This window comes from Luteimonas sp. MC1750, assembly GCF_016615955.1.
In the GTDB taxonomy this organism is placed as follows: domain Bacteria; phylum Pseudomonadota; class Gammaproteobacteria; order Xanthomonadales; family Xanthomonadaceae; genus Luteimonas.
The window spans coordinates 124,125-146,899 of the sequence record NZ_CP067113.1; the positions used below are offsets into that span (position 1 = coordinate 124,125).

The following is a 22,775-nucleotide window of genomic DNA, read 5'->3' on the forward strand; positions in this document are numbered from 1 at the left end:
GACGCAATGAACCACGTTTCCGCACGCCGGCTCGCCGTGCTCGTGCTCGCGCTTCTTCCCTTCGGCCTGTGTGCGCAGAACCTGCCCTGGCCCAAGGAGTTCTACTTCGAATCCGACGCCGACGTCGCCCGGCCGCTCGAGCTGTACCCGGGCACCGACGACGCCACCGTGGAGCGCCTGCTGCAGGCGCGCCGCAACGGTCGCCGCGATGCCAACCTGGCCACCGCGCAGCTGGCGCACCTGTCCTATGCCGGCGGCCGCGCGGAAACCGGCGCCGCGCTCTACCAGGAAGCCCTGCAGCGCCCGGACAATGCGCGCCAGCGCGACGCGCTGCACTGGAACCACGGCTGGGACCTGTATCGCAGCGGCGACGTCGCCGGCGCGATCGAACAGTGGCGGATCGCCGGCGCCGAGCGGCTGAAGGGCCCGGCCTGGCTGCCGCCGACGCTGGCGCTCGGACTGTGGCAGCTGGACCGCCGCGACGAAGCGGTGCGCTGGTACGCGGCCGCCGTGCGCACCGAGCCGGCCCTGTGGACCACGCCCGACCTGCAGCGCCTGCTGCCCGGCTGGAGCCAGGCCGACCGCGACGTGCTGGCCCAGGTCGCCGCCGCGTGGAAGGTGGCGCCTCCGCCCTGGCCCTGAGCATCCGGCGGCGCCTGCGCGCCGCCTGGGCCACCCGCCTCGGCGCCCCTCGGGGCGGGGTGTTCCGGCCTCAGCCGCCGCTGCCGGCCTCGAGCGGCACCTCGTGCGCGCGCAGCCAGGCGCGCACCGCCTCGCGCTCGCCACGCGCCCGTTCGTTGAGCAGGGCCTCGCGCATCTGGAAGTAGTAGGGCTGGAAGGTCTCGCCGGCCGAATTGGTCGCATGCGCCGGTGCGCCGGCCTCGAGCAGCTCCAGCACGATCCCGCCCGCATTGACCGCGCCGGCCGCATGCAGGGGCGTGGCCCCGTTGCTGTCCGGCACGCCAGGATCCGCGCCTGCCGCCAGCAGGATCCGCACCTGTTCGCGGCCGCCGCCCAGGATGGCGCGCACCAGCGGCGTCTCGCCGGTGGCGCTGTTGCGCAGGTCGGGGTCGCCACCGCGCGCGAGCAGCAGCTGCAGCAGGGCCGGATCGTCGCCGAAGGCCGCCACGTGCACCGCGCTGCCGCCTCCGGGCGCCTGGCGGTCGGGATCGGCGCCGGCATCGAGCAGCACCGTCACGACGTCGGCGCGGCCGGCGGCCACGGCCAGCTGCAGCAGGCTGCTGCCGTCGCTGCCCGGCGTATCGGCGTGGATGCCCGACAAGCGGGCACGCAGCGCGTCGGCATCGCCGCGCGCCACGGCGTCGGCCAATGGCGCGAGCTTCGGGTCGGTAAAGGGATGGTCCATGGTGGGCGGTCCGCTGCATGCGGCCGCGCTTGCCGCCAGGAGGAGGATCAGGGCACAGGTGCGCATCACCGGCGATGGTGCCACAGCGTCGCGAGCCCGGCCGGTGGAGGCGGGTCCCTGGCTCAGCGGAACCAGTTGCGGACCGCCTGCAGGCCGCCGCCCACCAGGTCGGCGCCGGATTCGATGACGTTCCCGCCGAAGTCCATCACGCCCTCGACCACGTTGCCGGTGCCCGACACCACCCTGGCGGCGACGTCGCTGACCGGACCGTCATGGCGGTCGTCGATGCGCCGGGCCAGCGAATCGGTGCCCTGGCGCAGGGTGTCGGCGGCGGAATTGACCACGCCCTCGACCACGTCGCCGGCGATGCGGAAGCCGCCCTGGATGCCGTTGCCGCGGGCGAAGTCGGTCTGCACCACGTCGACGATGTCGCTGGCCAGGTCATGGGTATTGCGCGCGAAGTCGTCCTGCAGTGCGTCCGGCACCCGGTCGATGAGGCTCGCCGCGGTGCCCTGCGACGGGTTGCGGTAGCCCGCCTGCCAGGGCTGCTGCTGGATCATCGCCTCGGTCAGGAGTTCGGGGCTGTGGCTGACGGCACCGCGCACCAGGCCGGCGATGTCGCCGAGCACCGGGACGTCCAGGCGGTCCATGACCTCGAGGCCCGCGCCCAGGCCCCAGGCCACCGGCGTCGGCAGGCCGGTTTCGGCGTCGAGCCCGCGCGGCACCAGGGTCAGGTCCTGCACGCCTTCGGGGTCGACCACGATCTTCGTGCCCAGCGCGTCGGGCGCGGCCAGGGCGAAGGGACTGTTCTCCTGGAAGTTGGTCAGCAGGTCGTCGGCCATCGAATAGCGGCGGATCAGGCCGCCTTCGGCCAGGTCGCGCGCGGCCTGCGGGTCGATGCCCAGGCGGTCCAGCGTGTTCGGATGCAGGCCCGAGGCGTCGAAGGTGACCGCCGGCACGCCCGAGGCGAGCGAGGCCACCGAAGCCAGCCCACCGCCCTGGGAATGCCCGGTGATGGCGAGGTTGGTGGCGTTGCCGTCGGCATCCGGCGTGCCGAAGCGGCGCTCGAATTCCACCGCGGTGCGGGTGGCCAGGCCACTGAACTTGTCGATCTGGTCGCTGGTGGTGAAGCCGGCGCCCTGGCGGAAATTGTTCATCCAGTCGGCACCGGTGCCGTCGGTGCCGCGGTAGGCGAGGACGAAGTTGCCGTTGCAGTCCTGGTAGATCTCGGCCTTGAAATGCTGGGCGGCGAGCTGGTCGCCGCCGTCGAGGTACTGCGCGCGCCAGGCGGCCGGATCGCTGATGCCGCGCGCGGCCAGGTCGGCGTCGGTCACTTCGGACCAGCCGGCCGGCGGTGCGCCGCGCGTGCCGTAGACGGCGGTGGCGAGCTGCGACAGCACCACGTCGAAGGCCTGCGCCTGCTGGCCGCCGGCCAGCGCCGACAGCTCGCCCGCGCCGACGCCGCCGGGCGCGCACTGCGGCGACGGCGGCTGCGTGGCCTGCGCTCCGGGGGCCAGCGCGCCGAGCTGTGGGTGGTAGCCGGGCTCGTGGCGGCCCTGCAGCGGCTGCAGCGCCGGTGCGTTGGCCGCCTCGGGCGGCGGCGGGGGCGCCGGCTGCAGGCGACGCAGGTGGAGGGCCGAGCTCGAGTCGTGGTCCAGGCGTGCGTGCAGCATGGGAGCGGTCCAGCGGGGGTCTGCAGCCAGTGGACCGCTCCCGGCAGGCGGGTTCAATCGGGGGCGGACCCTAGGTCGGCTTGCTAAGGTCGCGCTTCCGCTCCGATGGTCGCCCTCCATGCCCGCCAGCTCCCGCTTCGTCCTTGCCGCGCTGCTGTTCGCCGCGGTCCCCGTCGCCGACGCCGCCGACCGCATCACCGGCCACACCTTCGCCACCCGCAGCGAAGTGCATGCGCCGCATGCGATGGCGGCGACCTCGCACCCGCTCGCCACCCAGGTGGCGCTGGACGTGATGAAGGCCGGCGGCACGGCGGTCGACGCCGCGATCGCCGCCAACGCCGCGCTCGGCCTGATGGAGCCCACCGGCAACGGCATCGGCGGCGACCTCTTCGCCATCGTCTGGGATCCCCGGACGGGCAGGCTGCATGGCTACAACGGCTCCGGGCGCTCGCCGATGTCGCTCACGGCGGCGGAGTTCGCGCAACGCGGGCTCACCGACATTCCCGCGCACGGCCCGCTGCCGGTCACCGTGCCGGGCGCGGTCGACGGCTGGTTCGCGCTCCACGGGCGCTTCGGCCGGCGCAGCATGGCCGAGAACCTGGCGCCGGCGATCCGCTACGCGCGCGACGGCCATCCGGTGCACGAGACCATCGCCTACTACTGGGCGCGCTCGGTGCCGCGGCTGTCGAAATGGCCGGGCTTCAGCGACCAGTTCACCGTCGCCGACGGCGACGGCCGCCGCGCGCCCCGCAACGGCGAGACCTGGAAGAACCCGAACCTCGCCGACACCCTGCAGCAGATCGCCGATGGCGGCCGCGACGCGTTCTACAGGGGCGACATCGCGCGCACGATGGCGGCCTACTTCGCCGCCAACGACGGCTTCCTGTCCTACGAGGACCTCGCCGCCCACCAGGGCGAGTGGGTGGAGCCGGTGTCGACGGACTATCGCGGCTACACGCTGTGGGAGCTGCCGCCCAACGGGCAGGGCATCGCCGCGCTGCAGATCCTCAACCTGCTCGAGCCGTATGACCTCGCCGCCTACGGCTTCGGCAGCCCCGAGCACGTGCATCTGTTCGTCGAGGCCAAGAAGCTGGCCTTCGCCGACCGCGCGCGCTGGTACGCCGACCCGGCCTTCCATCCGGCGCCGGTGTCGAAGCTCATCTCGAAGGACTACGCGCGTGAACGCGGTCGACTGATGTCGCCCGAACGCGTGCTGCGCGAGGTGCAGCCGGCCACCCCGGCCGAGCTCGACCAGGGCGACACGATCTACCTCACCACCGCCGACGCCGACGGGATGATGGTCTCGCTGATCCAGTCCAACTACCGCGGCATGGGCAGCGGCATGGCGCCGCCGGGGCTGGGCTTCATCCTGCAGGATCGCGGCGAGCAGTTCGTGCTCGGCGATGCGACCCACCCCAACGCCTATGCGCCGGGCAAGCGACCGTTCCACACCATCATCCCCGCGTTCGCGACGAAGGACGGCAAGCCCTGGCTGTCCTATGGCCTGATGGGGGGCGCGATGCAGCCGCAGGGCCACGTGCAGATCCTGATCAACATGATCGATTTCGGCATGAACCTGCAGGAGGCCGGCGACGCGCCGCGCATCCACCATGACGGCTCGACCGAGCCCGCGGGGCGCGCGACGGTGATGTCCGACGGCGGCTGGGTCGAACTCGAGTCGGGCTTCCCGCAGGCGACGGTGCGCGCGCTGATGGACCGCGGGCATTCGGTGCGCTCGGCACTCGGCCCCTTCGGCGGCTACCAGGCGATCATGGCCAACCCGCAGGGCGGCTGGACCGGCGCCAGCGAGTCGCGCAAGGACGGGCAGGCCGCGGGCTACTGACGCAGGCGCGGCTATGCTGCGGCGGACCGTTGTGACCAGGGACCGACCGATGCCGCCACGCCTCCTTCCGCTGCTGCTCTTCGCGGCCCTGGCCGCCCCCGTGCAGGCGCAATCGCCGCAGCCGGTCGAGCCGACCGCGGCGGAACTGCAGCAGGCGCAGGCGCGATCGGACGCCTGGCAGGCCTATGCCTCGCGCGCGGCCCATGCGCTTGCGCGCTCGGACGGTGCGCGGGAACGGGCGCTGGCGGTCGTGCTGGAGGCCCTGGCGCGCCCCGCGGACGAGGATGGCGTCGCGCGCGCATCGCCAACCGCGGCGACCTGGCGCGAGACCGCGTCCACGCGGGGCGCGGGCGACCGCATCACCCAGCAGCTGCTGGTGGCCGCCGGCATCGCGGCCGGCGACCCGGACGCGGCTGGCGTGGCCGCGCTCCGCTGGCAGGCGCTGGAACCCGGCAACCTGGCGCCGCTGCTGTTCCAGGGTCTCGGCGCCGACGCCACGCTTGCCGCCGCCGCACGGTCCGGCCGCCAGGCGTCCGATCCGCTCGCGCTGCAGCGCTGGGTCGCCACCGCCATGCGCCCGCATGCGCCCAGCGCCGCCGAGTGGGCGGCGTTCGGCGAGGGTCCGCGTCCGTCGGCAGGAACCGGCGCCGCGCTGACCGCCGGTGCCGTGCAGGGCCTGCTGGTGCCGGACTATCGCGAGGTCCTGGGCGCCTGCACCGGGCGCCAGCTGGGTGCGCCCGGCCGTGCGCAGGGCTGCCGGCACCTGTCCGCCCTGCTGCTGTCGGATCCGCAGACCCTGCACGACGAGCGCATCGGTCTGTCCCTGGCGCGCGCGCTGAGCCGCAGCGCCGCGGAGCGCGCGCCACTGGACGCGCGTCGCCGCGGCGTCGACTGGCGCGACGAACAGATGGCGGACCTGGCGGCGCGCGAGGGCGCGGCCAGCGCAGGGGTCCATGCGCGGCTGCTGGCCGACACCTCGATCACCACGGAAGACGCGCTGGTGCGGCGGATCCTGCTCGATGCCGGGGTCGCGCCGCTGCCGCCGGCGGACTGGCGGGCGCCGTGGGAGCAGCCGGCGCGCTGAAGCGGGCGCGTTGAAGCGGGCGTGTGACCGTCAGCCGCGCGGCTGCACGCTGACGCCGTTGGCCTGGAGCCAGGCGTCGATCCTGCCGAGGTCGCGTCGGGTGGCGGCGTTGAGCAGCTTGGGATCGCCCTTGTACAGGTAGTCCTGGAAGGTCGCGCCGGTGCGGTCGGTGGCGCGCGGGTCGGCGCCCGCCTGGAGGAACCGCAGCGCCGCGCCGGCATCCTTGACCAGCGCGGCCTGGTGCAGCGGGGTGGTGCCGTTGCGATCGGCGACGTCCAGCCGCGCGCCGGCGCGCAGCAGCACGTCGATGTTCGCGTCGCTGTCGGCGCGCAGCGCGTCGTACAGCGGCGTCGCGCCGGTGACGGTGTTGGGCGTGTCGGGCGACATGCCGTGTTCGAGCAGCGCCTCGAGCCACTCGCGCGACTTGCCCATCGCCGCGACGTGCAGCGCGGTGCGGCCGTCGCGGTTGCCGCGCGCGGGGTCGGCGCCCAGCGCCAGCAGGAGGCGGAAGGCACCGCGGTCGCCGCGCTTCATCGCCCACTGCAGCAGCGGCTGGCCCCGGTCGTCCTCGGCGTTCGGGTTGGCGCCGGCGGCGATCAGTTCGCGCGCCAGCGCGTCGTCGCCCGCGAGCACGGCGTCGGCCAGCTGGGTGCTGCCCGGGTTTGCAAAGGCCTGGCCTGGGTTCACGTCTGTCCCTTGCCGGGCGCAGCCGGCGGTGGAGGCAAGCATCAGCGACGCGGCCAGCAGTGCGCGCATGCCAGGCGGCGCCAACCGGATGGAAGGCGCCGTCATGGGCGGTCTGCGGGGTGCGTCGGACATGCGCGCCAACTTACTACGTCAGGGCCGCGCCTTCCGTGACCGGCGCGGCGCGGATCAGAACCAGTTCACCGGGTTGAGCTTCTCGCCCAGCCAGGTGGCACCGTCGCTGACCGCCTGGCCGACATCGCCGGCCACGTCGGCGACGAACTCGACTCCGTCGCCGATCGCGTCGGCGGCGACGTCGACCGCATCGCCCACGGTGTCGGCGGCATCGCTCACCACCTGGCCCGCGCCCTCGACGAAGCCGGCCACGGCATCGAGCGGCGCGTCGAGACCGGTGGCATCGCCGATGTCACGCAGCAGGCCGCCGCCGGCATTGGCGAGGTTCTGCGTGGTGTCGCCGACCAGGCCGAGCGCACCGTCGGCCAGGCTGCCGACGGTGTCGATCGCGAAGTCGGCCACGTCGCCCAGCGCCTGCGCGGTTCCGTCGACGGCATCGCCCTGGAGGAACTCCTGGCCCGCCTGGGACAGCCCGTCGATCATTTCGGCGCCGTTGCCGCGCAGCTCGCCGAACAGCTCTTGGCCCTGGCGGAGGACGCTGCCGAGCTGGTTGAGGTTGTATTCGCCGGCGCGCTCGAGGCCGTCCACGGCGATGTTGCCGGCGACGCTGATGCCGGCGTCGAGCACGTCGCCGCCCGCGTCGAGCAGGCCGTCCACCGCCCAGCCCAGCGCGGGCTCGCCGCCGGCGGTCAGCACGCGGTTGGCCAGGTCGCCCAGGCCGTTCAGCCCGCCGTTGACCGCGCTGCCGGCCTGTTCGGACAGGGTCGGGCGGGTGGCGGGATCGTAGGCGGTGTTCTGGCTCAGCGCGTCGACGTAGGAGGCGCCATCGCCGCCGCCGCCGTGCAGGGCGGCCAGGTCGCCCAGTCCGCCCATGCCCGCGGGCGGGTCGATGCGCAGTTCGTGGCCGACGGCGTTGGAGGGCGACATGTTCAGCAGCGGGATCAGCGGCACGTCCTGCTGCGCGGCGTTGAGCGGATCGCCGTTGACGATGTAGCGGCGCAACTGGCCGCTGTCGGCGGCATCGTCGCGCACGGCGTTGGGGTTGAAGCCCAGCGATTCCAGAGTCTGGTCGCTGAGGCCGGCCGCATTGAAGGTCACGCCCGGGATGCCGGTCGCCAGCGATGCCGCGGAGGCGAGGCCGCCACCGAGCGAATGGCCGGTGAACGCCACGTTGCCCTCGCCGAAGGCGCGCTGCGCGGCCTCGGCCAGGGCCACCGCGTCGCGGTACTGGCCGGTCTCGAAGCCCAGGCCCTGCAGGCCGTTGTCGTCGGCGTCGCCGGACGGCGCCAGGCCCCAGTCGTCGGTGCCGCGATAGGCGACCACGTACTGGCCCTGCTCGTTCTGGTAGATCGCGGCGTCGAAGCCCTCGGCGGTGCTCAGGAGTGCCGGATCGATCGGGATCTCGTTGCCGCGGGCATCGACCAGGGCGCTGCCATCGGCGCTGGGCTCGAGCCGCTGCCAGCCCGCGTCCTGCAGCGCCTGTTCGGTCTGCGGGTTGTCGGCGGCATAGACATCGTTGGCCATCATCGCCAGCTGCAGGTCGAGGTCGGGCTGCGGCTGGGTGCCGGCGACCTGGCTGGCGAAGCTGCCGTCGCCGCGCGGCCAGGAGTTGGCCACCAGCATCAGCAAGGGTTGCGGCTGCAGCGGCTGGGTGAAACGGTCGTCGATGCGCGCCTGCTGGGGGACCGACAGCTGGCTGGCGATGGACAGGCTCATGGGCCGACTCCGGATCTGGATGCCCCCAGCCTAGCCAGGGCCGCGCGGGTCGCCAGCTGGGAGCGACCCTAGGCACCCCCTCCTGTAGGAGCGGCTACAGCCGCGATCAATGCCATGGCGATGCCGCAGCTCCTGATCGCGGCTATAGCCGCTCCTACAGGGGAAGGCGGGCAGGTGAAGGTGGGCAGGTGAAGGTGGGCAGAAGAAGGGGGGGCTCAGTCGGCCGGGACGGTGCGGCCGTGGGCCCAGCTGCGGAGGGCGTCGACCTGCTCGGCCATCACCACCGACAGCGGGCGGGTGCGCTTGAGCTCGGCGCGCAGCAGGAAGTCGCCGAGCGGCGTGCCGGCGGCATGCGCGGCATACAGGCCCGAGACGATGGCCTGCTCGATCTCGGCGCCGGAGAAGCCGTCGGCCGCCGCCGCCAGGCCGTCGAGGTCGAAGCCACCGGGCTCCAGGCCGCGCCGGCGCAGGTGCAGGGCGAACAGCTCGGCGCGCGTAGCGGCATCGGGCAGGTCGACGAAGAAGATCTCGTCGAAGCGGCCCTTGCGCAGCAGTTCCGCCGGCAGCTCCTGCACCTGGTTGGCGGTGGCGACCAGGAACACGTGGGCCTTGCGCTCGGCCATCCAGGTCAGCAGGTAGCCGAGCACGCGCCGCGACACGCCGCCGTCGCCATCGCCGCTGGAGGAGGCCAGGCCCTTCTCGATCTCGTCGATCCACAGCACGCAGGGCGCGAGCTGCTCGGTGGATTCGAGTGCCGTGCGCAGGTTCTTCTCGGTCTCGCCGTGGAACTTGTCGTACAGCGTGCCGAAGTCCAGCCGCACCAGCGGCACGCCGAAGCCGCCGGCGATCGACTTCGCCAGCAGTGATTTGCCGCAGCCCTGCACGCCCAGCAGCAGCACGCCCTTGGGCGGGTCCAGCCCGGGCGGCGCGCGGCCGGAGGTGAACACCGCGCGCCGCTGCTCGATCCAGCGCTTCAGCGCACGGGCACCGGCGACGTCGGAGAAGCGCGCCGTGTCGTATTCGTAATGCAGGTGGCCGCTGCGGTTGAGCAGCTCGAACTTCAGCTGCGCCAGCCGCGGCAGGTCGTCATGGCCGAGCGCGCCGTCGCCGAAGATCAGCTGGCGCGCGATGCGCCGCGCGTCCGGCAGCGACAGGCCCTGGAGGTTGCGCACGATCAGCGTCACCGCCTCGGCATCGGCCTCGACGCGGCGGCCGCCATGCTCGGCCTGGTAGCGCCCGGCTTCCTCGCGGACCATCTTCAACAGCGCGTTCGCGTCGGGCAGCCGGGTGCGGAAGCGCACCGCCCTGGCCTCGAGCTCGCCCGGCAGCTCGACCTTGTGGCCCACCAGCACCAGCACGTGCGGCTGGCAGCCGCGGCGCTGGATGATGTCGCGCAGCATGCGCTGGGTGCCGGCATAGCCCAGGTAGGGGTGGAAATCGAGCAGCAGGTAGACGCCGCGCTGCCCGGCGGCGTGGATCGCGCGCAGCGTGCTGGTGGCGTCGGGCGCGTCCTCGGCCGGGTCCTCGCCGTCGAGGTCGATGCGGCGCAGGCCCTCGGTGATCGTCCAGCGGTACAGCGCGCGCCAGACATGCAGCAGCGACTGGCGGAACAGCTCGACCACCCGTGGTTCGTCCGGGGTCTCGATGATGATCAGGGGGGTGTCTGCGCGGATCAGCGCGGCCAGGTCCTGCAGGTCACTCATCGGTCGCGTGCACGTGTCGGGAGAGCGGGCATTCTATGTGCGCCAGGTCGGCCGGGGCGGTGTACCCTCGACTGCGAACGCGGGCGGACGTGACCGGAGAGCGGATGAAGACGGTGCTGGTGGCCAGTTCCAAGGGCGGTGCGGGCAAGACCACGATCGCCACCCATCTCGCCGCGCATGCGGCCCTGGATGGCCTGCATACGGTCCTCGTCGACGCCGATCCACAGCAGTCCTCCACGCGCTGGGCCGAACGCCGCGCCGGGCTCGAAGCCGCGGTGCTCCCGGTCTCCGGCGCGCGGCGCGCGAAGGCGGTCTGGAAGTCCCTGCCCGACGACACCCAGCGCGTGGTCGTCGATGCGCCGGCCGGCGCCATGGCCGAGGACCTCGACACCTGGCTCGAACACGCCGATGCGGTGGTGGTGCCGGTGCAGCCCTCGGCGCTCGACCTCGACGCCACCGTGCACTTCCTCAACACGCTCGCGCAGCACCCGCGCGTGCGCCGCGGCGAGCTGCGCGTCGGCCTGGTGGCCAACCGCATGAAGCCCTGGACGAATGCCTCGCAGGCCACGCTCGACCTGCTCGGCCAATGGCCCTACCCGGTGGTCGCCACGCTGCGCGACAGCCAGGCCTATGTGCTGCTGGTGGGCCTGGGCCGCAGCCTGTTCGACTACCGTTCGGCCCAGGTCCGCGACCATCAGGCGGACTGGGCCCCGCTGCTGAAATGGCTGGGCAAGCCCTGAGCGGCGGGCCCGGCAAGGAGAACGACATCATGGCCATCGATACCCGGGACATCCTGCTGCTGCGCCACGCCCATGCCGAAGCGGCCGGGCCGGGGCAGGCCGACCTCGACCGGCCGCTGTCGCCGGAGGGCCAGGCCGAGGCCGAAGCCGCCGGGCGCTGGCTGCTCGAACACCACCTGCTGCCGGACCTGGTGCTGTGCTCGCCGGCGCGACGGACGCGCGAGACGCTGGAAGCCGTGCTCGCGGTGATCGGCTATGTCGACCAGCGCCTGGAGCCCGCGATCTACGAGGCCACGCCCGGCACCCTGGCGGCCCTGGCCGATGGCCATCGCGACCTCGGCCGGCTGATGCTGGTCGGCCACAACCCGGGCCTCGAACGGCTGGCGGCGCTGCTCCACAGCGGCCAGTCGGGCGACTACCGCGGGATGCCGCCGGGTTCGATCGTGCACCTGCGGCTGCCGGCGGCGGTCGAGGTGGAACCCGGCGGCGCCAGCCTCGCCGACTTCTGGTGGCCGTGAGCCGTGCCTCCTGCGTCCCGGCATGCCTGTCCCTCGTCGCGCTCGTCCTGGGTGCAGCGCCGGTCCGGGCAACCGGCATCGATGCCGCCGCGTCGCAGGTGGGCTTCCAGCTGGTCACCCGCTGGGGCGAGGTGATCGACGGCCGGTTCCCGGTCTTTGACGGAGAGGTGTCGCGGCTGCCGGATGGCCGCCAGCAGGTGCGGCTGTCGCTGTCGGCGGCCGACGTGGAGATACTGGACAGCGCGCGCCGCACCCAGATGACCCGCGGCGCCGGCTTCTTCGACGCCAGGCGCTATCCCTGGATCACCTTCCTGTCGGATCCCTTCGAACCGGAGCTGCTCGCGCGCGGCGGCCAGCTGCCGGGCCTGCTCAGCATCCGCGATGTGGAGCGGCGCGAGGCGTTCACGGTCGCCGCCTCCGCGTGCGCGCGACCGGCCCGCGACTGCCCGGTGCGCGCGGCGGGCATGGTCGACCGCGCGGCGTACGGCATCAACCGCTGGCCGGTGGTGGTCGCGCGCAAGGTCCGCTTCGAGCTGCGCATCCTGGTGGAGGACCGCGAAGAGTGAAGCCGCTGCTGCGCATGCTGGTGCTGGCCTGGGCGCTGGCCGCGGGCGCCTGCGCCAGTCTCTCGCCGGAACAGGCCGCCGCCGCGTCGCGCATCGCGAAGCAGGCGCAGCCGGTGCTGGTGGACTGCGCGCGTGACGATGCCTGCGCATCGCCGTCCGCGCTGCGCGCGCTGGGCCGCGAGGCGCTGGCGGCCAGTACGCCGGCTGCGCCGCGCCACCACGCACTGATCCTCGACTATGGCCAGGACGCCCTGCTGGCGCGGCTGAGCCTGATCCGCTCCGCGCAGCAGAGCGTGGACCTGCAGACCTACATCTTCGACGAGGACGACGCCGGCCACCTGTTCCTCGACGAGCTGCTGGCCGCCGCGCGCCGCGGGGTCAAGGTGCGGGTGCTGGTCGACCAGCTTTCTGCGCTGCGCGAGGTCGACACGCTGGCGGCGCTGGCCGGGGCGCACGCCAACTTCGAGCTGCGCATCTACAACCCGGTGCTCGGGCGCGCCCGCATCAGCTATCCGCAGTACGTGCTGGCGGCCGCATGCTGCTGGCGGCGGCTCAACCAGCGCATGCACAACAAGCTGCTGCTGGTCGACGGCCTGGTCGGCATCACCGGCGGCCGCAACTACCAGGACAGCTATTACGACTGGGACCCCGGGTACAACTTCCGCGACCGCGACCTGTTCCTCGCCGGCCCCGCGGTGGCCGACATGGCCGCGAGCTTCGAGCAGTACTGGAGCGCGCGCCTGACCCGGAGCCTGCCGGGCCTGGCCGACGTGGGCCGCCGGCTGCTGCGCGACGGCGTGCCCGCGCTGCCGCACGCGCCCTTCGAACTGCCGGAGCGGGTGGAGCGCATCTCGCGCGACGCCGACGACCCCTGGCTGGTCGAGGCGCTGGCCGCGGAGTCGCTGCCGGTGGGCGTGGTCGACTTCATCTCCGATCCGCCGGAAAAGCACCGCGCCGATTACGAGGGCGTGGCGCCGTCGACGCGCGGCCTGCTCGACCTGATCGAGGGCGCGCGCAAGGAAGTGATCCTGCAGACGCCCTACCTGGTGCTGTCGCCGGGTGCCCAGGACCTGTTCGCCAGCCTGCACCAGCGCGAGGACGCCCCGCGGGTGCTGGTGTCGACCAACAGCCTGGCCGCGACCGACGCCTTCATCACCTACGCGCTGTCGTACAAGTACAAGCGCCGCCACCTGCGCGAGTTCGGCTTCGAGATCCACGAGTTCAAGCCCTTCCCGCAGGATGCGCCGATCGACGTCGAGGCGACCGGCACGGTGGACCTGGGCGATGGCCAGGCGCCGTCGGCGACGACGCTCTCCGACGGCTCCCGCGCACCACGCACGCGGCCGCTGGAGCGCGAGTATTCCGCGCTGCGCTGGTCGGGCTTCTCGGCGCACGAGCGCGTGCCGCTGCAGCGCGGCGGCGTGCGCTTCGGCCTGCATTCGAAGTCGCTGGTGGTCGACGAGCGCGTCGGCGTGGTCGGCACGCACAACTTCGATCCGCGTGGCGACGACTACAACACCGAGAGCGCGGTGGTGATCGAGGACGGAGCGTTCGCGCGCGTGCTCGCCGACAGCATCCGTCGCGACATGGCGCCGGCCAATGCCTGGGTGATCGCGCCGCGCGACCGTCCGGTGGTCCTGTCGGGGCTCGACTACTCGCTGGGCAAGGTGTCCGAGTCGCTGCCGGTGTTCGACCTCTGGCCCACGCGCTACGCGACCAGCTACGAGTTCCGCCCCGGTCCCGGCTGTTCCGCGCCGCCGCCGCCGCGTGATCCCCGGTTTCGCGACTGCCACGAACCGGTGGGCGACTTCCCCGAAGTGCAGATCGGGCTCAAGGCGATCCTGACGCGCATCTTCACCGCCTTCGGCGCGGGCCTGGCCCCGATCCTCTGACGCCCTGACGACCGTTCGTCGGCCGGACCCTCCGGCACGGGCAGGCGTGACCTTTGACCTATTGCGGTAGATGTGTGGTGTGGTACTTTACCAACACACCAAGCCACACACCCCCCGATGGAGATCGCCATGTACCGCACCGACGCCAACGCCGCCCCGTCCGCCCGCGCCGCCGCCGCCGCCGCCGCCCGCCCGCTCGTCCACGCGCCGCGCTACCGCAGCCGCGACTTCGGCACCGGCTATGGCAGCAGCAGCGGCTACGCCGCCAGCCGCCGCTACACCCCGGGCAGCCAGCCGCTCACCCGCTTCCGTCTCGCCTGAACCGATTGACCCGGGGGGGACCCGGTCCTAGGCTGGCCCGCCCCCGGCGCCAGCCCGGGACACGGAGCCCGGCATGACCCCCCAAACCCCGATCTTCCGCCGCGGCCTCGACCTGGCCGCGCTCAACGCCCTCTCCAAGGGCACGGCGATTGAGGCGCTGGGCATCGAATTCCTGGCCATCGGCCATGACCACCTCGTCGCCGGCATGCCGGTGGACGCACGCACCCTGCAGCCCTACGGCCTGCTCCACGGCGGCGCCTCGGTGCTGCTGGCCGAGACCCTCGGCAGCAGCGCAGGCAACATGTGCGTGGCCGAAGGCGAGGTCTGCGTCGGCCTCGAGATCAACGCCAACCACGTGCGCGCCGTCCGCGAGGGCCGGGTGACCGGCACCGCCAGGCCGCTGCACCTCGGGCGCAGCACCCAGGTGTGGGAGATCCGCATCGAGGACGCGCGCGGCCGACTGGCCTGCATCTCGCGCATCACCCTCGCGGTGGTTCCCGCGGCCTGAGCGCTCGCGCCGCTACCGGCGCGCGATCCCCATCCGGTATCGTTCGCGCATGCGTTCCCCCATCGTCCTCACCGCGCCCGCCGGAGGCCGCCTGGCGCGCGCGGGCCGCTATGCCCTGCGCGTGCCGATGCTGCTCTGGCATGTCTTCATCCACCTCCCGCTGGTGATGCTCGGCCTGGCCCTGCCCAGCGAGCGGATCACGCTGGGCGGCCGGGACCTGCGCAGCCGGATCGTGCAGTTCTGGCAGGGCGGGCTGATGCGCGTCTTCGGCATGCGCATGCGGCGCGTCGGCACGCCGCTGCCCGGCGCGACCCTGTTCGTCGCCAACCATGTCAGCTGGATGGACATCTCGGCGCTGCACAGCCAGCGCATGATGGGCTTCGTCGCCAAGCAGGAAATCGAGGGCTGGCCGGTGGTGGGCCGGATGGCCCGCCGCGGCGACACGATCTTCCACCAGCGCGGCAGCCAGGAATCGCTGGGCGGCGTGCTGGAGGCGATGCGCCTGCGGCTGGGCGAGGGGCGCTCGGTGGGCGTGTTCCCCGAGGGCCGCACCCGCGACGGCGACGAGGTCGGGCCGTTCCACGCGCGCATCTTCACCGCCGCGGTCGAGGCCGGGGTGCCGGTGCAGCCGGTGGCGCTGCGCTACGGGGCCGCCGGCGAAGGCCAGCGCGCGGTGGCGTTCCAGACGCGCGAGAACTTCCTGCAGAACTTCCTGCGCCTGCTCGGCGAGCCGCCGCGCACGGTCGACGTGGTCTTCCTCGAACCGGTGCTGCCGGGCGCGGCCGAGGGCCGGGCGGGGATCGCGAAGCTGGCCCGCGAGCGCATCGTCGAGGCGCTGCGCGCGCCGTGAACGCCGCCGCGGCCAGCGGCTACCGTCCGCCGCGCTGGCTGCGCAACCCGCACCTGCAGTCGGTGCTGGCGGGCAGCCCGCCGCGGCGCCGGCGCGGACTGGCCGCGCTGGGGCAGGCCGGCGCGCAGACCCGCCCGGTCATCGTCGACGGCGGCGACGGCGTGCGCCTGCTCGGCCTGCACACGGCGCGCCCGGGCGCGGAGCCGCGGGGCATGGCCCTGCTGCTGCACGGCTGGGAAGGCAGCGCGGAGTCGGCCTACGTCTGCCTGGCGGCGGCGGGCTTCCTGGCCCGGGGCTGGGACGTGTTCCGCCTGAACTTTCGCGACCACGGCGGCAGCCACCACCTCAATCCCGACATCTTCCACTCCGCGCGCATCGACGAAGTGGTGCACGCCGCAAGCGATGTCGCCCGGCGCATGCCGCGGCCGAGGCTGGTGGTGGCCGGCCATTCCCTCGGCGGCAATTTCGCCCTGCGCCTGGCGCTGCGCGCGCCGGCCGCCGGCCTGCAGGTCGACGCCGTGGCCGCGGTCTGCCCGGTGCTGGACCCCGCGCGCACGATGGAGGCGATGGAGCGCGGGCTGCCGCTGTACCTGCGCCATTTCGAGCAGAGCTGGCGGCGTTCGCTGGTGCGCAAGCGCGAGCTGTTTCCCGAGCGCGTGGGCTTCGACGACCGCGTGCTGCGCCTGCGCATGCGCGCGCTCACCGAATGGCTGGTGCTTCGGCACACCGACTTCGGCAGCCTCGACGCCTACTTCGACCGCTACTCGATCGCCGGCGACCGCCTGGCAGGCCTCGCCGTGCCGGCCTCCATCCTGACCAGCGCGGACGACCCGGTGATCCCGGTCGACGACTTCGCGCGCCTGTCGCTGCCGCACCACGCCAGCCTCGAGATCGCCCGCTGGGGCGGGCACTGCGGCTTCCTCGAAGGCCCGCGGCTGGAGGGCTATGCCGAGCGCTGGGTGGTCGATCGCCTGGCGGGCGCGGATTAGGCGCGGGCTACAATCGAGGTTTTCCGCGCCCAGCGCCTGCAGGAACCCACTCGATGCACGACCAGATCCTCGACGCGCTGCGCCGCGGCGACACCGCCGCCGCCGTTGACGCCGCCCGCCGCCTTGCCGGCAGCGCGCCGGACGATGCCCAGGCCCAGCGCCTGCTCGCCCTGGCCCTGCGCAGCAGCGGCGACGATACGGGCGCCCGCGCGGCCATCGAGCGCGCGATGGTGCTGGCGCCCGACGACGCCGCCCTGCACCTCGAGCACGCCGGGCTGCTGCTGGGCCAGCGCGACGTGGAGGGCGCGGCGCGCTCGCTGGACGCCACCATCGGCAACAACCCGAACGCGTTCGGCGCCTACATCGTGCAGGCCCAGCTGGCCATGGGCCGCAACGACCTGGACGAGGCCGAGCGCCTGGCGCGGCTCGCCGCCCGCGTCTCGCCGGACGATCCGGCCCTGCAGGGCGTGACCGGCACGCTGGCGCTGCGCCGTGGCCGCGTCGACGAGGCCCTGGCCCTGCTGTCCGACTCGGTGAAGCGCGCGCCCGACGATGTGGTTGCGCTGCACGCGCTGGGCATCGCGCACATGACGAAGGGCCACTTCGCGTTCGCCGAACAGGCCTTCCGCAGCCTGCTCGAGCACGCGCCGGCGGCCGGCATGGTGCGGCTGCTGATCGCGGAGCTGCTGCAGCGCCAGGGCCGCACGGCCGAGGCGGCCGACGAGCTCGCGACCCTGGTGTCCGACCCGGCGCTGGCCACCGCCGAACTGCGCCGGCACGCCGGCGAGCTGCAGCTGGCCGCGGGCCGGCCCGAGCGCGGGCTGGAATTGCTGCGCGCGGCGCTGGCCGCCGACCCGCGCGACGGGCGCACGCTGTCCGCGATCATGGCGGCCTGGGCCCGCCTGGGCGCCATCGACGACGCCCGTCGCACGCTGGACGCCGCGCTCGCCACCACGCCCGACAGCGACGACCTGTGGCGCGCGCGCCTGATGTTCGAATGGCGCGACACGCGGGTCTCGTCCGGGCTGGTCGAACGCTGGCGCTCGATCATGCCGGACTCGCTGGAGGCGCTCGACGCCGCGCTGGCCCTGCGCATCCGCGAAGGCCGCCAGGACGAGGCCGATTCGGTTGCGCGCGCGCTGCTGGAACGCGCGCCCGGCCACATGCGCGCCGAGCTGCAGCTCGCCGACAGCCTGCTGGAGCGTGATCCGGCCGAGGCCGCCCGACGCCTGGACGCACTGCTGGCCCGGGCCGACACGCCGGGCGACCACGCGCTGCTGGGCCAGCGCCTGGGCGTCGCCCACCACCACGCCGGCGACCGCAAGGCCGCGCTGGCCTGCTGGGAGCGGCTCAATGCGCGCCAGGCGTCGGAGCGCGTGCCGCTGCCGACCCTGTCGCCGGCGCGCGACGCGTGGCCGGAGCAGGCCGCGGCCGACCCCGCCGCCTCGCAGGTGGTCTTCCTCGCCGGTCTTCCCGGCAGTCCGGTCGAACGCGTGGCCGACCTGCTGGCCGGCGCCGTGCCCGCGTTCCGCCCGGACCGCTTCGGCGCCCGGCCACCGTCGGACGCCTTGCAGAACATCGCCACCCCGGTCGCGATCGCCAAGGGCGCCGTGGCGCCGGCCGCGGTCGCCGCCTCGTGGCGCGGTGCGCTGCCCGCGCGCGGCGTGGACGGCGCGGTGATCGACTGGCTGCTGTGGTGGGACAACGCCTATGCCGCGGTGCTGCGCGAGGCGCTGCCCGAGGCGCGGCTGCTGGCGGTGATCCGCGATCCTCGCGACATGCTGCTGAACTGGCTGGCGTTCGGATCCTCGACGCCGTTCGCCCTGGCGTCGCCGCAGGTCGCGGCGGAATGGCTGGCCGGGGCGCTCGCGCAGCTGGCCGACCTGCACGAGCAGGACCTGGTGCCGCACCACCTGCTGCGCCTGGACGAGGTCAGCGAGGACCCGGTGGCGATCGTGGCGCGCCTGCGCGACGCCCTGGGACTCGAATTGTCCGAGCCGCCGCCCGGCTACTTCGGTGCCGCGCGCTTCCCGGCTGGCGGCTGGCGCGACTATGCCGGCCTGCTGGCGGGGCCGTTCGCCACCCTGGCCCCGGTGGCCCGCCGCCTGGGCTACCCCGACGCCTGACCACGAGGAGCACGACCATGCACATCAGCAGCGCAAGCTTCGGCCACGGCCAACCGATCCCGGCGGAGTTCGCCCTCGGCGCGCCCGGCGGCTTCGGCGGCAACCGCAATCCGCAGCTGTCCTGGGGCGGCGCGCCGGACGGCACGCGTTCGTTCGCGCTGCTGTGCATCGACACCGACGCGCCCACCGATCCCGCGCTGGTCGCCAACGACCAGGTCGCGATTCCGGTCGCGCATCCGCGCGGCGACTTCGTGCACTGGGCGATGGTCGACATCCCGCCGCAGGTCACCGCGGTCCCCGCCGGCAGCTGCAGCGATGGCGTCACCCGCGGCGGCAAGCGCACGCCGCCCGGCCCGGACGGCGCACGCCAGGGCCTCAACGACTACACCGGCTGGTTCGCCGGCGATGCAGACATGGGCGGCGACTGGGCGGGTTACGACGGCCCGTATCCGCCGGCGCACGACCTGCGCGAGCACCGCTACTTCTTCCGGGTGTTCGCGCTGGACGTGGCGCGCCTGGAGCTGCCGGAACGGTTCACCGCCGGCGACGTGCTGCGCGCGATCCAGGGCCACGTGCTGGCCGAGGCCGCGACCTGGGGCAGCTACAGCCTGCACGCCTGACCCGCGCCCACACCCGGACGCCTATGGGAGCAGCTACAGCTGCGACCGCGACGGACCCCGCCTATTCGGCGGCAGCCACCTGCTCCTGCTCGACCACCATGTCGAGCACGTGCACCACGGCCGATGCGTCGGCCGGCACGTCCTTGCGCGGGTAGCGGTCCAGGCGCAGCACCGTGCGCACGCCGGGCGTGTGCGCGAAGCCCTCGATCTCTTCGTACATCGGCCCCCATTCGCCGCTGTCCTGCCTGATCCCGCCGTCGTCGTAGCGGATCGCGCGCACCTGCAGGCAGCGGTGGCCGGGCATCAGCGGATGGTGGCAGTCGACGCGCTCGGCGGCGACTTCAAGGAAGACGCGCTCGGGTTCGGCGCCGTGGCGGGTGCGCGCGGTCGGCGCGCCGATGAAGACCAGGCGGTCGCCCAGGCCATTGGTCAACGCAAGCCGCGGCGGCGCGCCATCGTCCAGCGCGAGCGCATGGCTGCCCGACAGGCGCGTGTGGGCTTCGCGCTCCATCGCCATCAGTGGCTCGGCACAGGCCATTTCGGTGCTCATCATCGTGCCGACCGCGATGGTGTCGGCGCCGAGGTTGAAGTCGCCGCCCATGCGGTTGCAGGCGTTGGAGATCGAGACCCGGCCATCGCTGAAGTCGAGCTGCAGCGCGGCGTCGGTGTTGGCGAACAGGGCGTCGATGCGGCTGCCATCGGCGGCGGTCGCGGCGTCGAGCTGCCAGTGGTAGGCGCCGAGCGTGGCCGCGAGGTCGGGAGCGGGCGTCGTGCCCGGCGCCGCCGGGGCCGTGGCCGGCGCGGGCGTCGCGATGGTCGCGGCGTCGTCGGTGCCGGGCGAACAGGCCGCCAGCACGAGGGGCAGGACGAGTGCGAGCAGTGGCTTCATGGCGTGGCTCCGGGGCAGGGACCTGGGTCAACGCGCGAGGCGCGGGAACGGGGTTGCGTGGGCCTCAATCGCCGGCGGGCAGCCACAGCAGCAGGGCCGCGCCCAGCAGGATCCGGTACACCGCGAACCCGGTGAACCGGTGGTGCTCGATGTAGCCGAGCAGCCATTTGACCACCAGGAAGCCGGTGATCGTGGCCGCCGCGAAGGCGATGGCGACGTCGGCCCAGGCTTCGCCGCCCAGCCCGCCGTCCATTGCCAGCTCGAGGAAGGTCCAGGCGCTGGCCGCGAACATGGTCGGGATGCCGACCAGGAACACGAACTCGGCCGCCGCGGTGCGCCGGCTGAGGCCGGCGAGCATGGCGATGAAGATCGCCGCCGCCGAGCGCGAAGTACCCGGGAAGACACCCGCCACCACCTGGGCCAGGCCGACGAGTACCGCGATCGTCCAGGTCACGCGGGTGCCGTCCGGACTGCGGCGCTCGGCCACGCGCTCGGCCACGATCATCCAGACGCCGCCGATGACCAGCGCCCAGGCGATGGGGGTCACCGTCTCCGGAAGCTCCCAGCCCATCAGGCGCACCGGCAGGCCGACCAGGGCGGTGACCAGGAAGGCGACCGCGAGCTTCATGGCGTAGTCGCGGTTGCGCGCCTCGCCCAGGCCGGCGGCCAGCGACACCAGGCGCTCGCGGAACACCAGGGTGATCGCCAGGATCGCGCCGGCCTGGATCACGATGTTGAAGAAGTCCGAGCGTGCGCCCAGCCAGTGCTGGGCGATCAGCAGGTGGCCGGTGCTGGAGATCGGCAGGAACTCGGTCAGGCCTTCGAGGATGCCCAGGAGCAGGGCGGCCAGCGGGTCGGTCATCGGTGGGTCCGTGGTGGAGGCGCGGGTGGTGCCGGTGCGCGGCGCCGGAAGCGCGGCAGCATAGCGGATCGAGGTTGCATCATTCGGGTGCAATCATTAGAAATGGTGCACCTTTCTGGTGCTTTGTCCCGCCCGTATTCTTGCTGGCCCGAGTTGAATCAAAGGTTTGCGATTGGCATGGCGCTTGCGTCCTTCCGTCCGACCTGCCCGGAAGCCCGGGCCTACCAGCCACCATCCCAGCGGAGCCCCCATGTCCTTCGAGACCGTCGAAAAGCTGATCACCGACCACCGCGTCGAATTCATCGACCTGCGCTTTGCCGACATGCGCGGCGTGCAGCACCACGTGACCTATCCGAAGTCGATCATCGAGCCCGGCCTGTTCGAGGACGGCAAGATGTTCGACGGCTCGTCGATCGGCGGCTGGCGCGGCATCCAGAACTCGGACATGGTCCTGCTGCCCGACCCGGACACCGCCTTCCTCGACCCGTTCACCGCCGACCCGACCCTGGTCCTGACCTGCGACGTGCTGGATCCGGCCACGATGCAGGCCTACAACCGCGATCCGCGCGGCATCGCCCGCCGCGCCGAGGCCTACCTCAAGGCCAGCGGCATCGCCGAGCAGGCCTTCTTCGGCCCCGAGCCGGAGTTCTTCATCTTCGACTCGGTGCGCTACGCCAACGAGATGGGCCACACCTTCTTCCACATCGACTCGGAAGAAGCGGCGTGGAACTCCGGCCGCGAATACGCCGGCGGCAACACCGGCTACCGTCCGGGCGTCAAGGGCGGCTACTTCCCGGTGGCGCCGCTGGATTCGCTGCACGACCTCCGCGCCGAGATGTGCAAGACGCTCGAGCAGGTCGGCATCGAGGTCGAGGTGCACCACCACGAGGTGGCCAACGCCGGCCAGTGCGAGATCGGCACCAAGTTCAGCTCGCTGGTGCAGAAGGCCGACGAACTGCTGACGATGAAGTACATCGTGAAGAACGTCGCGCACCGCAACGGCAAGACCGCCACCTTCATGCCCAAGCCCATCGTCGGCGACAACGGCAGCGGCATGCACGTGCACCAGTCGCTGGCCAAGGGCGGCGTGAACCTGTTCACCGGCGACGGCTACGGCGGCCTGAGCCAGACCGCGCTGTGGTACATCGGCGGCGTGTTCAAGCATGCGCGCGCGATCAACGCCTTCGCCAACTCCAGCACCAACAGCTACAAGCGCCTGGTGCCGGGCTTCGAGGCGCCGGTGATGCTGGCCTACTCGGCGTCGAACCGCTCGGCGTCCTGCCGCATCCCCTACGTGTCCAACCCGAAGGCGCGCCGCGTGGAGTTCCGCTTCCCGGATCCGATGAACTCGGGCTACCTGATCTTCACCGCGCTGATGATGGCGGGGCTGGACGGCATCAAGAACCAGATCGACCCGGGCGGCCCCAGCGACAAGGATCTCTACGACCTGCCGCCGGAAGAGGCCAAGGGCATCCCGACCGTCTGCCACTCGCTCGACCAGGCGCTGGAAGCGCTCGACGCCGACCGCGAGTTCCTCAAGGCCGGCGGCGTGATGAGCGACGACTTCATCGACGCCTACATCGCGCTGAAGATGAAGGAAGTCACCGCCTTCCGCGGCGCGGTGCATCCGCTGGAATACCAGATGTACTACGCCATCTGACGCGCCCGCCGGTGCGGCTGCAGCGCCGCT

Annotated in this window: 21 protein-coding genes; 14 read left to right on the forward strand and 7 right to left on the reverse strand. The window is 73.0% G+C overall.

Annotation, left to right across the window (positions count from 1 at the left end; translation table 11 throughout):
* Positions 1–6 precede the first annotated feature (6 nt).
* A complete protein-coding gene (locus tag JGR68_RS00595; RefSeq protein WP_199363016.1) occupies positions 7–642 on the forward strand; it encodes a tetratricopeptide repeat protein in 636 nt (211 codons plus the stop codon).
* Between the two features lie 70 nt (positions 643–712).
* Here JGR68_RS00595 and JGR68_RS00600 read toward each other — a convergent pair whose 3' ends face one another.
* Both JGR68_RS00600 and JGR68_RS00605 read right to left on the reverse strand, forming a co-directional pair.
* Positions 713–1,366 carry an ankyrin repeat domain-containing protein gene (locus tag JGR68_RS00600; protein WP_199363015.1) on the reverse strand — a complete coding sequence of 218 codons (654 nt, stop codon included), beginning with the start codon at positions 1,364–1,366 and terminating at the stop codon, positions 713–715.
* Between the two features lie 122 nt (positions 1,367–1,488).
* A complete protein-coding gene (locus JGR68_RS00605) occupies positions 1,489–3,039 on the reverse strand; it encodes an Mbeg1-like protein (protein WP_199363014.1) in 1,551 nt (516 codons plus the stop codon).
* Between the two features lie 118 nt (positions 3,040–3,157).
* Between JGR68_RS00605 and ggt the strand changes: the two genes are divergently transcribed.
* Positions 3,158–4,882, forward strand: coding sequence for a gamma-glutamyltransferase (gene ggt / locus JGR68_RS00610; RefSeq protein WP_199363013.1), 1,725 nt, complete (start codon positions 3,158–3,160; stop codon positions 4,880–4,882).
* A gap of 49 nt (positions 4,883–4,931) precedes the next feature.
* Positions 4,932–5,966, forward strand: a complete 1,035-nt coding sequence (locus tag JGR68_RS00615; protein WP_199363012.1) for a hypothetical protein — start codon at positions 4,932–4,934, stop codon at positions 5,964–5,966.
* Positions 5,967–5,996: 30 nt separating this feature from the next.
* On the opposite strand, the gene JGR68_RS00620 is transcribed toward JGR68_RS00615, so the two are convergent.
* From JGR68_RS00620 to JGR68_RS00630, 3 genes are all read right to left on the reverse strand, one after another.
* Positions 5,997–6,653, reverse strand: a complete 657-nt coding sequence (locus tag JGR68_RS00620) for an ankyrin repeat domain-containing protein (RefSeq protein ID WP_199363011.1) — start codon at positions 6,651–6,653, stop codon at positions 5,997–5,999.
* 186 nt (positions 6,654–6,839) lie between these two features.
* Positions 6,840–8,501 carry a DUF2974 domain-containing protein gene (locus JGR68_RS00625; protein WP_199363010.1) on the reverse strand — a complete coding sequence of 554 codons (1,662 nt, stop codon included), beginning with the start codon at positions 8,499–8,501 and terminating at the stop codon, positions 6,840–6,842.
* 215 nt (positions 8,502–8,716) lie between these two features.
* Positions 8,717–10,204: an AAA family ATPase gene (locus JGR68_RS00630; protein ID WP_199363009.1), complete on the reverse strand. Its 1,488-nt coding sequence runs from the start codon at positions 10,202–10,204 to the stop codon at positions 8,717–8,719.
* Between the two features lie 104 nt (positions 10,205–10,308).
* Between JGR68_RS00630 and JGR68_RS00635 the strand changes: the two genes are divergently transcribed.
* The 10 genes from JGR68_RS00635 to JGR68_RS00680 all read left to right on the forward strand — a co-directional run bounded on the left by JGR68_RS00635 (position 10,309) and on the right by JGR68_RS00680 (position 19,334).
* Positions 10,309–10,944, forward strand: coding sequence for a ParA family protein (locus tag JGR68_RS00635; protein ID WP_199363008.1), 636 nt, complete (start codon positions 10,309–10,311; stop codon positions 10,942–10,944).
* A 29-nt stretch (positions 10,945–10,973) separates the two neighbouring features.
* Positions 10,974–11,462, forward strand: coding sequence for a histidine phosphatase family protein (locus JGR68_RS00640; protein ID WP_199363007.1), 489 nt, complete (start codon positions 10,974–10,976; stop codon positions 11,460–11,462).
* On the forward strand, positions 11,459–12,028 hold the full coding sequence (locus JGR68_RS00645; RefSeq protein ID WP_199363006.1) for a YceI family protein: 570 nt from the start codon (positions 11,459–11,461) through the stop codon (positions 12,026–12,028). The genes JGR68_RS00640 and JGR68_RS00645 overlap by 4 nt, the downstream gene beginning before the upstream one ends.
* Positions 12,025–13,920 (forward strand): phospholipase D family protein, encoded by a 1,896-nt coding sequence (locus tag JGR68_RS00650; protein WP_199363005.1) that lies wholly within the window; start codon positions 12,025–12,027, stop codon positions 13,918–13,920. Before JGR68_RS00645 ends, JGR68_RS00650 begins: the two co-directional genes overlap by 4 nt.
* A gap of 129 nt (positions 13,921–14,049) precedes the next feature.
* Positions 14,050–14,241 carry a hypothetical protein gene (locus tag JGR68_RS00655; protein WP_199363004.1) on the forward strand — a complete coding sequence of 64 codons (192 nt, stop codon included), beginning with the start codon at positions 14,050–14,052 and terminating at the stop codon, positions 14,239–14,241.
* A gap of 73 nt (positions 14,242–14,314) precedes the next feature.
* On the forward strand, positions 14,315–14,749 hold the full coding sequence (locus JGR68_RS00660) for a hotdog fold thioesterase (protein WP_199363003.1): 435 nt from the start codon (positions 14,315–14,317) through the stop codon (positions 14,747–14,749).
* A gap of 49 nt (positions 14,750–14,798) precedes the next feature.
* Complete coding sequence (locus JGR68_RS00665) at positions 14,799–15,599, forward strand: lysophospholipid acyltransferase family protein (RefSeq protein ID WP_199363002.1); 801 nt, start codon at positions 14,799–14,801, stop codon at positions 15,597–15,599.
* On the forward strand, positions 15,596–16,588 hold the full coding sequence (locus JGR68_RS00670) for an alpha/beta fold hydrolase (protein WP_199363001.1): 993 nt from the start codon (positions 15,596–15,598) through the stop codon (positions 16,586–16,588). The genes JGR68_RS00665 and JGR68_RS00670 overlap by 4 nt, the downstream gene beginning before the upstream one ends.
* Before the next feature lie 53 nt (positions 16,589–16,641).
* Positions 16,642–18,714: a tetratricopeptide repeat protein gene (locus JGR68_RS00675; RefSeq protein ID WP_199363000.1), complete on the forward strand. Its 2,073-nt coding sequence runs from the start codon at positions 16,642–16,644 to the stop codon at positions 18,712–18,714.
* A 17-nt stretch (positions 18,715–18,731) separates the two neighbouring features.
* Entirely contained in the window at positions 18,732–19,334 is a 603-nt protein-coding gene (locus tag JGR68_RS00680) for a YbhB/YbcL family Raf kinase inhibitor-like protein (protein ID WP_199362999.1), read from the forward strand.
* A gap of 61 nt (positions 19,335–19,395) precedes the next feature.
* On the opposite strand, the gene JGR68_RS00685 is transcribed toward JGR68_RS00680, so the two are convergent.
* Positions 19,396–20,223 (reverse strand): META and DUF4377 domain-containing protein, encoded by an 828-nt coding sequence (locus JGR68_RS00685; protein WP_199362998.1) that lies wholly within the window; start codon positions 20,221–20,223, stop codon positions 19,396–19,398.
* Positions 20,224–20,287: 64 nt separating this feature from the next.
* Positions 20,288–21,085 carry an undecaprenyl-diphosphate phosphatase gene (locus JGR68_RS00690; protein WP_199362997.1) on the reverse strand — a complete coding sequence of 266 codons (798 nt, stop codon included), beginning with the start codon at positions 21,083–21,085 and terminating at the stop codon, positions 20,288–20,290.
* A 250-nt stretch (positions 21,086–21,335) separates the two neighbouring features.
* On the opposite strand from JGR68_RS00690, the gene glnA reads away from it, so the two are divergent.
* Positions 21,336–22,745: a type I glutamate--ammonia ligase gene (glnA, locus tag JGR68_RS00695; RefSeq protein ID WP_199362996.1), complete on the forward strand. Its 1,410-nt coding sequence runs from the start codon at positions 21,336–21,338 to the stop codon at positions 22,743–22,745.
* Positions 22,746–22,775: the final 30 nt, after the last annotated feature.

Bases quoted from the DNA above. Each gene is read 5' to 3' on its own strand.
- JGR68_RS00690 (WP_199362997.1), bottom strand. From the start codon at position 21,085: ATGACCGACCCGCTGGCCGCCCTGCTCCTGGGCATCCTCGAAGGCCTG.
- JGR68_RS00655 (WP_199363004.1), top strand. From the start codon at position 14,050: ATGTACCGCACCGACGCCAACGCCGCCCCGTCCGCCCGCGCCGCCGCC.
- JGR68_RS00625 (WP_199363010.1), bottom strand. From the start codon at position 8,501: ATGAGCCTGTCCATCGCCAGCCAGCTGTCGGTCCCCCAGCAGGCGCGC.
- JGR68_RS00640 (WP_199363007.1), top strand. From the start codon at position 10,974: ATGGCCATCGATACCCGGGACATCCTGCTGCTGCGCCACGCCCATGCC.
- ggt (WP_199363013.1), top strand. From the start codon at position 3,158: ATGCCCGCCAGCTCCCGCTTCGTCCTTGCCGCGCTGCTGTTCGCCGCG.
- JGR68_RS00595 (WP_199363016.1), top strand. From the start codon at position 7: ATGAACCACGTTTCCGCACGCCGGCTCGCCGTGCTCGTGCTCGCGCTT.
- JGR68_RS00635 (WP_199363008.1), top strand. From the start codon at position 10,309: ATGAAGACGGTGCTGGTGGCCAGTTCCAAGGGCGGTGCGGGCAAGACC.
- JGR68_RS00660 (WP_199363003.1), top strand. From the start codon at position 14,315: ATGACCCCCCAAACCCCGATCTTCCGCCGCGGCCTCGACCTGGCCGCG.
- JGR68_RS00600 (WP_199363015.1), bottom strand. From the start codon at position 1,366: ATGGACCATCCCTTTACCGACCCGAAGCTCGCGCCATTGGCCGACGCC.
- JGR68_RS00680 (WP_199362999.1), top strand. From the start codon at position 18,732: ATGCACATCAGCAGCGCAAGCTTCGGCCACGGCCAACCGATCCCGGCG.
- JGR68_RS00605 (WP_199363014.1), bottom strand. From the start codon at position 3,039: ATGCTGCACGCACGCCTGGACCACGACTCGAGCTCGGCCCTCCACCTG.
- JGR68_RS00675 (WP_199363000.1), top strand. From the start codon at position 16,642: ATGCACGACCAGATCCTCGACGCGCTGCGCCGCGGCGACACCGCCGCC.
- glnA (WP_199362996.1), top strand. From the start codon at position 21,336: ATGTCCTTCGAGACCGTCGAAAAGCTGATCACCGACCACCGCGTCGAA.
- JGR68_RS00685 (WP_199362998.1), bottom strand. From the start codon at position 20,223: ATGAAGCCACTGCTCGCACTCGTCCTGCCCCTCGTGCTGGCGGCCTGT.
- JGR68_RS00630 (WP_199363009.1), bottom strand. From the start codon at position 10,204: ATGAGTGACCTGCAGGACCTGGCCGCGCTGATCCGCGCAGACACCCCC.
- JGR68_RS00615 (WP_199363012.1), top strand. From the start codon at position 4,932: ATGCCGCCACGCCTCCTTCCGCTGCTGCTCTTCGCGGCCCTGGCCGCC.
- JGR68_RS00665 (WP_199363002.1), top strand. From the start codon at position 14,799: ATGCGTTCCCCCATCGTCCTCACCGCGCCCGCCGGAGGCCGCCTGGCG.